This window comes from Rhizobium sp. P40RR-XXII (assembly GCF_012641405.1).
Taxonomy (GTDB): Bacteria; Pseudomonadota; Alphaproteobacteria; order Rhizobiales; family Rhizobiaceae; genus Rhizobium.
Map to the genome: position 1 here is coordinate 120,507 of NZ_JABAII010000009.1, position 12,932 is coordinate 133,438.

The following is a 12,932-nucleotide window of genomic DNA, read 5'->3' on the forward strand; positions in this document are numbered from 1 at the left end:
GGATTCCCCCTCGAGCAGGGGTTTCCGATCTGATAACGATTTGGCTCCGTTGACGACCGGCTATAACAAGGCGGCGGCCGAAACGACTTCGCGATATGCGGTCGCTCACACGGTCTAAGGTGACATTACCGCTGGATGAGGTTCGCGATAAGCGCAGTCCAGCCCGTCTGATGTGCGGCGCCAAGGCCCTTGCCGGTATCGCCGTGGAAGTATTCGTGGAACAACAGATTGTTGTCAATCACCGAATCCGACGTCAGCGCGGCGCGGCGTCCGTTGGCGTCTGCAATGAAGAGCCGTTGCAGGCGCCGACTCAGCTCGTCGGCGACGCCGGCAAGACTGAGCATCACACCCGAACCGACAGGGCATTCCACACGGTAGTCGTCGCCGAAGTAGGTGTGAAGCTTTTGCAAGGAGTCGATCAGCAAAAAATTGACCGGCATCCAGATCGGTCCCCTCCAATTCGAATTGCCTCCGAAAAGTCCGGTCAGGGACTCTCCGGGCGTATAGGTCGCGTCGAAGCGCATACCGGCAAATACGAGATCGCAAGGAGCCTTAAGATGGGCCTTCGACATGGATCGCACGCCAAAATCCGATAGAAATTCCTCCGGATCGAGCATTCGGCGAAGCAAATCTCTCAAGCGATCGCCATGCAGCAACGAAAGGAGGGCGCGTTCCCCGGATCCAGGTTCGGTCCACTTGGGAACAAGGTTTGCAAGCTGTGGTCGATGCTGCAGAAGCCAACGCAGACGTTTTGAAAATTCCGGAACCTTGTCGAGCATTGCCTGATCGAGAACCTCGACTGCAAAGATGGGGATCAGGCCAACCATCGACCTCACTGGAATCGCCTGGATTTCGCCCCCTCTCGTATGCAAAGTGTCGTAGAAGAAGCCGTCGGCCTCGTGCCAGAGGCTTTGCCCGCTGCCTGCCACGTCAGCCATTGCGCCGGCGATCGAGAGGAAATGCTCGAAGAACTTTGTCGCGACATCCTCATACACCGGATCTGTCATCGACAATTCAAGTGCAATGCGCATCAGGTTGAGCGCATACATTGCCATCCAGGCGGTGCCATCCGCCTGGTCGATCGAGGCACCGTCCGGCAGGATCTCCGAGCGATTGAACGGGCTGATGTTGTCGAGGCCGAGAAAGCCTCCCTGAAAGATATTCCGGCCCCCACTGTCCTTGCGATTGACCCACCAAGTAAAGTTCAGCATCAGCTTGTGAAATATTCTTTTGAGAAAAGCCGTATCGGCAATACCGGTAAGGCTGCGATCCGCCTGATAGACCTTCAAAGCTGCCCACGCATGAACCGGCGGATTGACGTCACCGAACTCCCATTCATAGGCAGGAAGCTGCCCGTTCGGATGCATGAACCATTCGCGAGTAAAAAGAACCAGCTGGTCTTTCGCAAAACCCGGATCGACAAGAGCGAGAGATACGCAGTGGAATGCAAGGTCCCAGGCCGCATACCAAGGATATTCCCATGTATCTGGCATGGAAATGACATCGGCATTGTTGAGATGGCGCCAGTCGGCATTTCGGCCCTTCAGCCGCTGGATTGGCGGCGTTGGCTGAGCCGGATCCCCCGCCAGCCAGATCGGGACGTCAAAATAGTAAACCTGCTTTGACCACAGCATGCCTGCGAGCGCCTGCCGATGGATTCCGCGCGCATCCGCATCACGGATACCTACCTGAACGACCTCGTAAAATTCATTTGCCTCCACGATACGCTGGTTGAAGATCGCATTGAAGTCTTCGAAAGGTTCGCTTGCAACGCCGTCCGGGCGCCAGCGCATCCGGATCTCGCGACTTCCAAGAGGTGGCAGGTCGAGAATAATATGAGCCGCTGCTTTCGTCCCGAGCCCATCGACGCTGACGGCGGTCTTCGTTGCGTTGACGACGTAGTCGTTGATGCCATCCTTGAACAGGCCCAGACCCGCCGAACCGAACAAAAGAGGCGCGTTTGTTTCGTTTTCACAAAACAGCAACTCCGCGGTACTGTCGCTGCTCCAGCGCCACGTCTTCTTGCCTGCCCGACACGCCAGCACGTCCCCGGATGCGGTCGCCTTGAGGATCGGCCGTTCGCTGCCCGGTTTCCACGACCATGTGTTTCTCGCCCAGACATGCGGCAAGACGTGGATACGTGCGGCGTGTGATGCAGCACTCTTGACCGATACCCGCATCAAGATGTCATCCGGTGATGCCTTGGCGTACTCGACCGTGACGTCAAAAAAGCGCCCATCGGCAAAAATACCGGTGTCGCCGAGTTCATACTCCGAGTCCCACCTGGAACGCTGTCCGTTGACCCGGATCAGTTCCTCATAGGGAAACGCCCCTTGGGGGTAGCGATAGACCATCTTCTGATAGGAATGTGTCGGGGTCGCGTCGAGATAGTGATAGACTTCCTTGACGTCCTCCCCATGATTGCCCTGTTCGTTGCTGAGACCGAACAGCCGCTCCTTGAGAACCTTATCCTGGCCGTTCCACATCGCCAATCCGAGGCACCATCGCATGCTCTGGTCACAAAAGCCGGCGATTCCGTCTTCGCCCCAGCGATAGGCGCGGCTACGTGCATGATCAAAGGTCAGCGCGTTCCACGCATCACCATTGGCGCTATAGTCTTCCCGGACGGTGCCCCACTGCCGTTCCGCGAGATAGGGGCCCCACCGGCGCCAGCCGACGCCGGTCACTATTTCGCGCAGGCGCCTGCCTTCGCTGGTTTCGAAGATCGATGAGATAGTTGAGGCCATGGTGGTCCCGTGTCAATTCGGGGGTCAGGGAAACTGTCCCCCGAAAGAATTACTAGTTCGTTGCGTCCGCCCCGGTCGTAACGGGATCGGTTTTGGAAATTGATCCAAGCGCGTCGGCACGCGCCTTGTGCCAATGCTCATCGGCCAGTCCTTCCGGCTGGCCATCCTCAAGCCACAGCAAATAAGCCCGCTCGCGGATGATGTCCTCGTCAATATCTCGTCTCGTCTCGTCGGCTGTTGTTTTCATGGGCGTATTCCAGATTTGCGTTTCGGAAAGTCCTCTTGAAGATCTTTCGTTTGCCAGTGAGCGACGAAAGATGGGACATCCCATATTCGCCGCCACAGCGCAAAACGTTACAGCACATCGCGTTTTTGGGTAACTCAAACCCAAGAATCTCAATTCTACAGTCGGTGGGTCAACGCGACCCGCGGCGGGCCAGGGTTCGTCGTATTCCGTCTATGCCATCACAACGGAGCCGAACTGTCCCTTCTCATCGACAAATGGGCGTCGGCCGATCCATGGCTTTGACCGACAGTTCCATAGAACCGGCTTCATCAAGGTGCGGATGGTTGGAAAGCCGGTGGCGCGGCATCTCATCAGAGTACATGTCGGCATGGGCCAACGCGCATTTTCACGTCACCTCGACCAGATAATCAGACGTCTCACGTTCGGCGGAGAGCATAATGGCAAGACACCGCAAGCGTGATAGATGTTCGGCGGGAATGTCACGCAATCGGGTTGCATCTCACATCGCTCGGCAATGGAACAGTCATACTGATCCTTTTGGTGGCTCACATCAGCTTCGTCATGAGGGCGTTCAGGCCCGAAAGAAGTCCAATCACCACGACGCCGAAGATTGCGTATCGCAGTTCCTCGAATGGTGTCCCGTCGAGATAATCGAGCGCATACTCCCAGATGAGCACGATGACGGCGATGGCGATGGCAGCCGCCAAAAGGCCAAACAGATGACGCCACCTGCCCTGGACAGGGACCGTCATGCGCCCGTTCCGTTCGCAAAGCGATCGACTCTGAAGATGAAGAGATCGTCCCGACGCTCGATGCGACCTTCAAGCACAACCGGTACACTCGTCTTGTCGAGTAGCCCTGCCGGCATAGGGCCACCATCTTTCGACGCGAGCATGAAGAAAATACGGCCGTCGACCGGTGCGGTGGAGACGAAGACCGGCGGAACGCCGCCGGAAATGCAAAGATTGGCGCAGGCCTTGTGCGCGAGGCCCGTCCCGGGCTTCATTGCCCCGCCTCCGCATTTCCCGTCACAGATCTCGCCGGTCAGCCGCCATCGTCCGAGATCCTGCGGGGCCGAAATCGCAGGCGCTGCGGGACTTTGCGGGTCAGCGGCCTTCAATTCATCTCCCCCGCCCACGAGAAGCATTTCGAGATCTCCGCGCTTGACGAAGATGCCGCCAACCCTTGCCGCTTTGCCCGCAAGTGGCAACGCTCGGTCATCGACGCCAAATTTGCCGGACCCTGCCAGCATAATGGCGCGCGCAGGTGTCGTACCATTTCCAGGCACGCGCAATATCGGATAAGGTTCGACCTCCATCGTGCCAGTCAAGTGCTCGCCGTGTAGCGCGTCGGCATAGCTTCCCGCGCCGGGACTTTCGGTATTAAGAGACAAAAACACCGATGCTGATGCCATGCCGGCGAGAAAGAATACCATGAAGCCGATCATCAGCGCTCGCACATCGGACGGCACCGTCTTGAAGTACCCGACGAAAAATCCTCGTTCCCTAGGTCCTAGCATCACTATCCACCTAACTTGGCTGAGCCGGCAACCGCGGCAAGCAACTCCGCGGGAATACGAAACGGCTCCATCTTCGTTCCAAGCGGCAGGGGCTCAGGATCGACGAGGACGCTCGAACCCTGCATTTGCACACGATATTTGCGGATACGCTCCCGGAACGGCGGCGGTGAACAGCCATCTTCAAGCCGATACTGATAGCCGTGCCATGGACATGTGATGAAACCGGCAATGACCTTGCCCTCGCCGATCGGCCCGTTTTGGTGCGAGCAGACATTCGATACGGCGGACAAACTGCCCTTTGAGCGAAAGACCGCGATCCGTTCACCGCCGGGAGAAGCGCCAATGATCGCCCTGCCCTCGGCGATCTCGGAAAGATCGCCAACGATGATCCAGGGCTCCTCCGGCGCCTTGGCGGAGGCGGCCGCATCTGCTGCCGTCTCTCGGCGCCCGGCGATCAGATGTAGCGTGCAGAGCAGCGCCAAGCCGCCAATCAGTAGCAAGCCGAGGGCAAGATCGTGACGATCGAGCAGCGCGCCGAGCGCCACATGGCAGACGATTGCGGCATAAGCGAAATAGACGCTCATGTGGATGGCCTTCCACAAGGGCGGCGTCAGAAAGGAAAGCCAGAAGTCATGGCTGGTGGCCGCGAGAACAGCCAAAACGACGAGCGCGAAGACACCAAACAGCTCGAACGGAAAGCCGACGACGCTTGTAAAACTGGTATTGCTTGTAAAGAGGGCCGTCAGTTGCGGGGTTGGACTGTAGGAAAAATACCAGCCGAAAACGTAATAGGAGTGCGTTGCCGCAACGATCGCCGTCATCACGCCGAAGTGGCGCCTGTTGTAAAGCAGCGGAATGAAGCGCGTATCGATGCGAGCGAGCGGCCCGATCGCCAGCACGATTGTAAGCATCAGCAGCGCCAGCGAACCGAAAGCGCGCATCCTCTGCGTCGGGAGATCGATATCGCGCAGCGCTGGTGAAAGCAACGGGCCGGCCTTCAGGAAAGTTAGGATGTAGATCACGATGCCGGCGAGCAGCACGCCATCGTAGATCATTTTGGTTCGGTTCCAGATGACCGGCTTGTAGGACACGCTCATGGCTGCCCTCCGCCCGCGACCTTGCCGTCGAGACGGATTGCCGGCGCGTCGGCCGGCAGTTTCGGCGCACTTGCAAAGATGATGGCAAGAAACAGCGGTAGAGCCACTGCAAGTCCAGCCCAGATCGCGGCATGGGCGCGACGATGGCGACGCTGCATCTTACCGTCCTCCCCTCACGAGGCTCAGCCAACGCCAAATGACGAGCGGCCAAAGGAGAACGAGGCCGGGAATGAGAAGGGGCCTCACCGCATAGGCATCATGAGCGCCCGGATCGACCTTGTCGAAGCCGTAAAGCAGAAACGCAGCAGCGACGATAAGCCCGACCCCGGCCCATAGCGACAGCGCTGCAGCAATCGGATCGGATGAATTGAGCATAGTCCCTCACACGCGTCCCATTGCCGGGATCGCCGCGCCCGTGACGATGCCGCCTGCTGGCGAGACAAGAAAACCAATAAGCTTGGCAATATCGGCCGGCTGAACCCAGGCGTCTGTCTTTGCGTTCGGCATCGCCGCTCGATTTTGTGGTGTATCGATCGTGCCAGGCAGGATGCAATTTGCGGTGATGCGCCGATCACGGTTTTCCGCGGCGATCGCCTCCGTGAGGCGGATGACGGCACTCTTCGACGCGGCGTACGCTGCCTGGCTGGCACCCGCCTTCAACCCGGGTGCGGCCGCGATGTGGACGATACGGCCGTAACCTGTGTCCTGCATGGGCTTCAGAGCTGCGGCACTGATTGCGTAGGCGGTCCGAGCATTCATCTGGAACATGTGGTCCCATTGGTCGAGGCCCTGCTCCTCGACCGGTCCGGTCTGGAAGCCGCCAACCGTGTTGACGAGCGCATCGAGGCGGCCAAAGGCATCAAGCGTCCGCCGAACAGCGTCCTGACAGGCGGAGAGGTCCGTGAGATCGATACCCTCAAGGTCCAGGATTTCGCCCTTCTGCCAACTGGCACGCCTATCTTGATCAAGCAAATGTCGTTCGACAGCTGCCACCTTTGCACCGGTATCAAGGAACTCCGCAACAACCGCGCCGCCGAGATTGCCGGCGGCACCGGTGACCATCACGACAAACTTGTTTCTTGATGCTTCTCCCATTGGCGTGCCCCTTTTCGCTCTACCGATCGGAAATCATAACTGCATTTGTACGAACTAGACATTCATTTTGTTACGGATGTTTTAAAACTTTTTCCAGCGTCATTGAATCCGAAGGCGATTTGCTGCGGTGGCGAAAAAAGTGTCGGCCGATGTAACGAACCCGGCGCCACCACCGTAAAGGCCATTGTCGGACCTGAGCTTCTGGTTTTCCCAATCCGAACTGAAAGGCCCTCCTGAAGGAGAATAGCATGAGACGTGATGCATACGACCTTGTAACCAGCACGGACAGCATGGAAGCACAGCGCGCGTTTGAAAGCGCCGTGTTCGGAATCGCGGCGCACAGGCCCAACACCGGTGCGGCACTTCAGGCGACGCTTGCGGCCGATCCGCACCATATCGCCGGTCATGCGCTGAAGGGATTTGCAAACCTGATCCTAGCCCGCTCCGAACTTACGACGGTTGCCGCTGGTGCCTTGGGCGACGCACGGACCGCGCTGCTGAAGAACAACGGTGGAACGACAGATGAGCGCATCCTGGTTGCAGCGCTTGAGGCGGCGGAGGCTGGCCTTTTCGCACAGGCCGCCCGTATTCTGGATGCCGGCTTCGAAGACCGCCCTGCGACCTTCCTTCCTTTCAAGCTCGCCCATGCGCTGCGGTTCATGGTCGGCGATGCTGCCGGTATGCTCGCTGCGAGTGCGCGCGCCGCGCGGCATATCGATACGGCAAGCAATGCGGCAGGGTTTGTCCTTGGCTGCCATGCGTTCTCGCTGGAAGAGCACGGGCGCTATGGCGAAGCATTGCGGATCGGCCAACGCGCCGTTGCGCTGCAGCCTGACGATGCCTGGGGATTGCATGCCGTCTCCCACGTCTTCGAGATGAAGGGCGACGCGAAGCAAGGGATCGACTGGCTCGAAGGCAGCCGCAAGAGCTGGTCGCGCTGCAACAATTTCTCGTTCCACATGGCCTGGCACCTTGGCTTGCTACACCTCGAGCGCGGAGACCACGACCGTGTACTGGCACTCTACGACGACGAAGTCCGTCCGCAACAGACAGATGACTTTCGCGATATGGCCAATGCGATTTCCCTCCTATGGCGCCTTGAGCAATCCGGTGTGCATGTCGGGAATCGCTGGGCGGATGTTGCGGAGATTGCCCGCCGGCGCACGAGTGACACGACGCTCATTTTTGCGGCACTTCATAACCTGGCTGCCCTGGTAGCGGTTGGCGACCGCGAGGGCGTCGCCGAACTTGTGGCTCAGATTGACGCCAAGGCGCTCGGCTTCGACGATCAGGCCCATATCGCAGCCGAGATCGGCGTTCCGATGGCGCGCGTGCTGGCCGGTCTCGACGCGCCTGCCGATCAAAGGATGATCGACCGGATGGTCGCCAATCTGCCCAAGATCGGCGGCAGCAATGCCCAGCGTGACTTTTTCGTCCTGGCCCTGGCAAAGACGGTGGGTGCGGGCGGCGATGGTGCCGCGGTCTATCGAATCGGCCAGATCCGCCAGCGGCTGAAGGCCGACGACCAGCTTTTCAAATCGATCGAACGCTCCGTCGGCATGCGCCTGTCGGCCTGAGATTATCTGTGGAATAAGGAGAACTTCAATGTCCATGATGGAAATGCAGAAGGCGAATGTCTTCCCCGACATCCAACCGACCCTCGCCCGAACAATCGTATTGTCGGGACTTGCCGCCGATATCACCTGGGAGATCTGGGCTCGCATCATCACGCCGCTTTGGGTCGGCGGACCGCTCGAACCCGCTGCACTGGTGCAATCGGTCTTCGGCTTCAACAACCTGCTGCTGGCAGAATTGATTCACGCCGTCGTCGGCATCATCTTATACCCGATCGGCTATCTGTTCATCGCTCGTCCACTGCAGAGATTGATTTTTCCGAGACTGCCGGTGCTTCTGACGGGTATCGGCTTCGGTACGGGCCTGTGGGTGTTTGCACTTTATGTGATGGCTCATCTCTTCGCCGGATTGCCTGCATTTCTCGGCTTCATCACGCTGACCTGGGCCTCACTGATCGGCCATATGCTGTTCGGCACCGTCGTCGCGTCCGTCGTCCGCCTGACGGAACGTTGACAAGTGTCGCAGAGGAGGCCTGTCCGGTCTTACCATCCACCGGACAGGCCTCTGACCGAAAGCATCCTTCAATCGAAATGGCTGTTTGCAATGTCTGAAACAGAAAACCCCACACGCGTCGCGGATATCGTTGCACGGACACTGCATGGACATCAGGTTCGCCACGCCTTCGGCGTGCCGGGCGGAGAGGTCGTCGCTCTGATCGACGCTCTGCAGGCCACCGGCATCGCTTTTAACCTGACACGTCACGAAACATCAGCCGCTATCATGGCAGCCGGTGCCAGCACCATCAGCGGCAATCCCGAACTGCTGGTGACGACCGTCGGTCCCGGACTTGCAAACGCAGTCAACGGCATTGCCGATGCGCTTCAGGAACGTGTTCCGCTGATTGTCATTTCCGGTGTCGTCGATCGCGCCACCCGGGCACGCTATACTCATCAGGTGATCGACCATGCCCAGCTCCTGCGTCCGCTGGTCAAGGCCTCTTTCGAAGTCGAACCTGAAAGCGCTGCTTCCACCGTCGCACGCGCTGTCGCGATCGCAACGGCCGAGCCGATGGGGCCGGTGCATCTGGATCTTTCGCCCTCGGTTGCAGCAATGATCGCTCCGAATGTCTCTGTAGCCATCCCTCCGAAGCGGTTTGCAGCAAGTGCTTCAGTGACGGATCCGGCTGTTCGCGCTCTCTCGGAACGCCTCCGTACGGCCGACCGGCCGTTGATCATCGCTGGCCTGGAGGCGGTACGCAGCAACGCGGGGCCGTCTCTGCAACACCTGGCCGAGACGATTGGAGCGCCCCTCATTACGACCTATAAGGCGAAGGGCATCATTCCCGAGGACCACCCGCTGTCCCTTGGTAGCGCCGGCCTGTCGCCGCTTGCCGACCGCGTCCTACTTCCCTTGTTCGAGAGGGCGGATCTGGTGCTCGCCTTCGGCTACGATCCAATCGAGATGCGGCTCGGCTGGCTCGACTTCGTGGCCGACCAGACGAAGCTCATCGATATTTCCAAAGCCCCCCGCGACCATGGGATGCATCATGCTGGAACGTGGATCTCTGCCGAACCTCGGAGCATATTACAAGCGCTCAATGGTTCGCTGGTGGAGCGCAAAGCCTGGGCCGGCGGTGAACCGGCTGAAGCGAAAGCCGAGCTTGATCGCGTCTTTTCAACCAGGCATGCGTGGGGCCCGCACGCCATTGTCGACCACCTGAATGAAGCAGCGGGGACAGATGGCCTTGTTACGGTCGACAGCGGCGCCCACCGTATTCTGCTCTCGCAAAAATGGCGCGCGGCAACACCGCTCTCCCTCCTGCAGTCGGCCGGGTTCTGCACGATGAACGCGGCTTTACCGCTGGCGATCGGCGCAAAGGTCGCCGACCGCTCGCGGCGGGTGTTTGCGGTCATGGGTGATGGTGGTCTGGAGATGGGTATTGGCGAACTTGCGACCGTTCGGGATCTCGGCCTCCCGCTGACGATCATCCTGTTCCAGGATCGCAGCCTCGCACTGATCGCCATGAAACAGGCATCCGCCGGCCTGGCGCCAGCGGGGGTCACCCTCGGTGAGACAGATTTTGCCTCCGTAGCGTTTGGGTTCGGTGGCTACGGCGTGAATGTGGAGACGATCTATGACTTCCGTAACGAACTTGAGGCTGCCGGCAGACGCAAGAGCTTCAGCCTCATCGCCTGCAAGTTTGATGCCAGCGCCTATGATGGCGCTTTCTGATGCCACGTCGGCGGTAACACCAGCCGGACAAAAAGTGAAGCGTCCTCGCGATCCGCGCCTCGACTTCTTTCGTGGCGTCGGCATGCTCATCATCCTGCTTGCGCATATACCGAGTGACGGATGGGCCCTTTGGATTCCCGCCCGCTTCGGTTTCTCCGACGCCACAGAGATGTTCGTCTTCCAGTCGGGCATGGCTTCCGCCATCGCTTTCGGCTCTACCTATGACCGCAACGGCGCGATTGCGCTGATTGCGCGCGTTGCTCAACGCGTATGGCAAATCTTTTGGGCACACATCCTGGTCTTCATAGTGGTCGCAGCCGCCATGGTGGTAGCAGGAACCCGATATGACGGCGTCACCTATGTTGATAGCCTGAACCTCATGCCGTTCATGAAAGATCCGGGTCACCTGCTAGTCGGGTTGCTGACGCTGACCTATGTGCCCAATTACTTCGACATCCTGCCGATGTATGTCGTCATCCTGGCGCTGATGCCGGTGATGATCTTCAGTTCGATAGCCGGGCGCTATCTGCCGTTTTTTCTGATGACGGCCTTGTGGGTTGCTACACAATTCGGCCTGACGCGTCTGCCGGCTGAACCGTGGTCGGATCGGCCATGGTTCTTCAATCCGTTCGGCTGGCAGCTTTTATTCTTCACCGGTTTCTTCTTGATGCGAGGCGTCCTGCCGGCGCCTGGCTATGACCGTCGACTGATGAGGCTCGCAATTGCTGTCGTTATCCTGACTGTTCCTTTTGCATGGGTTCGCTTCCAGGAACTCCATCCGTTCTTCCAACAGGCAGCCGCACGGATCGCGCCGCTGACCGACAAAACCGACTTCGGCCCGCTGCGCTTCGTCCATTTCATGGCACTGTGTTACATCGCCGTCCATCTGGTCGGCGAGAATGGATCGCGGCTGCGGGGACGGGTCGTCCAGGTCCTGACCGTCGTCGGTCAGCAATCGCTCGCGGTTTTCATCACGGGCATGCTGATCGCTCAGCCGATCGGTATCGCACTGGATCACGCCGGTCGCACGACCGCCGCAGAGGCCGTCGGGAATCTGTTCGGGTTCGCGACTCTTATCGGCACCGCCTATCTCGTCCGCTGGTTCAAGTCCTCTCCCTGGAAATCGTGAGGCATCGATGTCCGATCATCAAAAACCCGCCAGCCTCCAGGGTCTTCGCATCCTCGATCTCTCACGGATCCTCGCCGGTCCGACAGCGACACAGCTTCTCGCCGATCTCGGAGCGGATGTCATCAAGGTCGAGCGGCCGGGGGCAGGGGACGACACGCGCGGCTGGGGCCCGCCGTTCGTCCCGAACGCGGATGGAACCGACAGCGATCTCAGCGCCTATTTTCTTTCTGCCAACCGCAACAAGCGATCGATCGCCATCGATCTTGCAAGTGAGGACGGGATCTCTCTCGTCAAACGGTTGGCGGCGATCTCCGACGTGGTGATCGAAAATTACAAGCCAGGGGACCTCGCCCGCCGCGGCCTCGGCTACCAGGATATCAGCAAGATTAAACCGGATATCGTCTGGTGCGCGATTTCCGGCTTTGGCCAGACTGGGCCTTATGCCGATCGCACAGGCTATGACTTTCTGATCCAGGCGATGGGCGGGATCATGAGCATCACAGGCGACAGCGATACCAACGGCGGCCGTCCCGTCAAAGTTGGTCTCGGGATCGCCGACGTCATGTGCGGCATGTACGCGACCGTCGGTATTCTTGCCGCCCTGCGTCATCGCGACAGCACTGGCGAAGGGCAATACATAGATCTCGCTCTCTATGACACGCAGGTGGCATGGCTTATCAATGCCGCAACCAACCACCTCGTGTCCGGTAGCGTGCCAGGGCGTATCGGCAACCGGCATCCCAACATTGCACCTTATCAGACGTTTGCTACGGCCGATGGAGAGATTGCCGTGGCCGTCGGGAACGATCAGCAATTCCAGCGTTTTGCCGTAGCGATCGGCAGGCCGGAGCTATCTAACGATTTGCGTTTCCGCCGTAACCGCGACCGGGTTGTCAATATCGATGCGCTTGACGCGTTGATCTCCAGCGCGCTCGCACACGGCACCGCCGACGGATGGGTCGAGAAGATCCTTGCGGCAGAGGTTCCTGCCGGAAAAGTGGCCGATATCGGTCAGGTCCTGAGCGATCCGCACACGCTTGCCCGTGACATGGTCGTCACCATGCGGGCCGATAGGCTCGGTGACGTGAGGCTGCTCGGCAACCCATTGAAAATGTCCGCCACGCCGGTCCAGTTCCGACGACCTCCCCCTCATGTTGACCAGGACCGCCTCGATGTTCTCGCGGAACTCGAGGCGATCGAGGTCCGAGGGGAAAACGAATAGATGCGCTGCCTCCACCGGTTCTCGAAGAAGGTAGAGCCCATCTGTGGAGACGGATCTTCCGATGGGCAA

13 protein-coding genes are annotated in these 12,932 nt (G+C 59.3%); 5 read left to right on the plus strand and 8 right to left on the minus strand.

All coding sequences use genetic code 11. From position 1 onward, the window contains the following. Positions 1 to 125 precede the first annotated feature (125 nt). The 8 genes from HGP16_RS18975 to HGP16_RS19010 form a co-directional block, all read right to left on the minus strand. Complete coding sequence (locus HGP16_RS18975; protein ID WP_168841558.1) at positions 126 to 2,747, minus strand: MGH1-like glycoside hydrolase domain-containing protein; 2,622 nt, start codon at positions 2,745 to 2,747, stop codon at positions 126 to 128. A gap of 52 nt (positions 2,748 to 2,799) precedes the next feature. Then, positions 2,800 to 2,994 carry a DUF2934 domain-containing protein gene (locus HGP16_RS18980; protein WP_168841559.1) on the minus strand — a complete coding sequence of 65 codons (195 nt, stop codon included), beginning with the start codon at positions 2,992 to 2,994 and terminating at the stop codon, positions 2,800 to 2,802. A gap of 545 nt (positions 2,995 to 3,539) precedes the next feature. After that, entirely contained in the window at positions 3,540 to 3,746 is a 207-nt protein-coding gene (locus HGP16_RS18985; RefSeq protein WP_168841560.1) for a hypothetical protein, read from the minus strand. After that, positions 3,743 to 4,513: a hypothetical protein gene (locus HGP16_RS18990; protein ID WP_168841561.1), complete on the minus strand. Its 771-nt coding sequence runs from the start codon at positions 4,511 to 4,513 to the stop codon at positions 3,743 to 3,745. Before HGP16_RS18990 ends, HGP16_RS18985 begins: the two co-directional genes overlap by 4 nt. A 2-nt stretch (positions 4,514 to 4,515) precedes the next feature. Further along, the gene (locus HGP16_RS18995; RefSeq protein ID WP_168841562.1) at positions 4,516 to 5,610 is read right to left on the minus strand and encodes a Rieske (2Fe-2S) protein; all 1,095 of its coding nucleotides are present in this window, start codon (positions 5,608 to 5,610) and stop codon (positions 4,516 to 4,518) included. Then, complete coding sequence (locus HGP16_RS19000) at positions 5,607 to 5,768, minus strand: hypothetical protein (protein WP_168841563.1); 162 nt, start codon at positions 5,766 to 5,768, stop codon at positions 5,607 to 5,609. Before HGP16_RS19000 ends, HGP16_RS18995 begins: the two co-directional genes overlap by 4 nt. A gap of 1 nt (position 5,769) precedes the next feature. Next, a complete protein-coding gene (locus HGP16_RS19005; protein WP_168841564.1) occupies positions 5,770 to 5,985 on the minus strand; it encodes a hypothetical protein in 216 nt (71 codons plus the stop codon). Between the two features lie 6 nt (positions 5,986 to 5,991). After that, on the minus strand, positions 5,992 to 6,705 hold the full coding sequence (locus tag HGP16_RS19010; protein WP_246705564.1) for an SDR family NAD(P)-dependent oxidoreductase: 714 nt from the start codon (positions 6,703 to 6,705) through the stop codon (positions 5,992 to 5,994). Positions 6,706 to 6,953: 248 nt separating this feature from the next. On the opposite strand from HGP16_RS19010, the gene HGP16_RS19015 reads away from it, so the two are divergent. From HGP16_RS19015 to HGP16_RS19035, 5 genes are all read left to right on the plus strand, one after another. Continuing rightward, positions 6,954 to 8,282, plus strand: coding sequence for a tetratricopeptide repeat protein (locus HGP16_RS19015; protein WP_168841565.1), 1,329 nt, complete (start codon positions 6,954 to 6,956; stop codon positions 8,280 to 8,282). 28 nt (positions 8,283 to 8,310) lie between these two features. Continuing rightward, on the plus strand, positions 8,311 to 8,793 hold the full coding sequence (locus HGP16_RS19020) for a hypothetical protein (protein ID WP_168841566.1): 483 nt from the start codon (positions 8,311 to 8,313) through the stop codon (positions 8,791 to 8,793). 90 nt (positions 8,794 to 8,883) lie between these two features. Next, positions 8,884 to 10,512 (plus strand): thiamine pyrophosphate-binding protein, encoded by a 1,629-nt coding sequence (locus HGP16_RS19025; RefSeq protein ID WP_168841567.1) that lies wholly within the window; start codon positions 8,884 to 8,886, stop codon positions 10,510 to 10,512. Then, a complete protein-coding gene (locus tag HGP16_RS19030) occupies positions 10,484 to 11,641 on the plus strand; it encodes an OpgC domain-containing protein (RefSeq protein WP_168841568.1) in 1,158 nt (385 codons plus the stop codon). The genes HGP16_RS19025 and HGP16_RS19030 overlap by 29 nt, the downstream gene beginning before the upstream one ends. 7 nt (positions 11,642 to 11,648) lie before the next feature. Further along, positions 11,649 to 12,863, plus strand: a complete 1,215-nt coding sequence (locus tag HGP16_RS19035; RefSeq protein ID WP_168841569.1) for a CaiB/BaiF CoA transferase family protein — start codon at positions 11,649 to 11,651, stop codon at positions 12,861 to 12,863. Positions 12,864 to 12,932 lie beyond the last annotated feature (69 nt).